A 524-nucleotide genomic window follows, 5' to 3' on the forward strand; every position below is an offset into this window, starting at 1 on the left:
GAGAACTACAGGGAGTAGCGTTTTCATTATCGACTATGCTTTCATCTTGTAGCCTACGCCACGAAGCGTTTCGATTTCAAGGCCTGGCAATTTCTGACGAAGTTGAAGTACGTGGGTATCTACAGTACGTGTTGTAGGGAAATGGTTGTACCCCCATACATGGTCTAGTAGTTCATCACGAGTAAAAACGCGGCCTAGGTTTGACGCCAAGAACAGAAGCAAATCAAACTCAGTACGAGTTAACGTGATCAAATCACCTTTGAAGATAACTTCACGTGTTGCGCGATCGATCTCCAGATCTTTCGTCATCACTTTATCTGCATTAGCTTGATCAGCAGAGTCAGGCGCACGCAATTGAGCACGAATACGCGCGAACAATTCAGCTTCTGCAAACGGTTTTGTAAGATAGTCATTTGCACCAGAGTCTAAACCAGCTACCTTATCTTTAACGGTAACAAGAGCCGTTAACAAGATAACTGGAACGTCTTTAAGTTTCTTCCATTCAGGGAGATGTTGTACGGAGT

1 protein-coding gene is annotated in these 524 nt (G+C 44.1%); it reads right to left on the reverse strand.

The genetic code is table 11. The features are described 5' to 3' along the window. Positions 1-33: 33 nt before the first annotated feature. On the reverse strand, positions 34-524 hold a 491-nt coding region (locus R7P74_RS29140; protein WP_318124204.1), incomplete at its 5' end, for a response regulator transcription factor.

Source organism: Vibrio sp. 2033 (assembly GCF_033339735.1).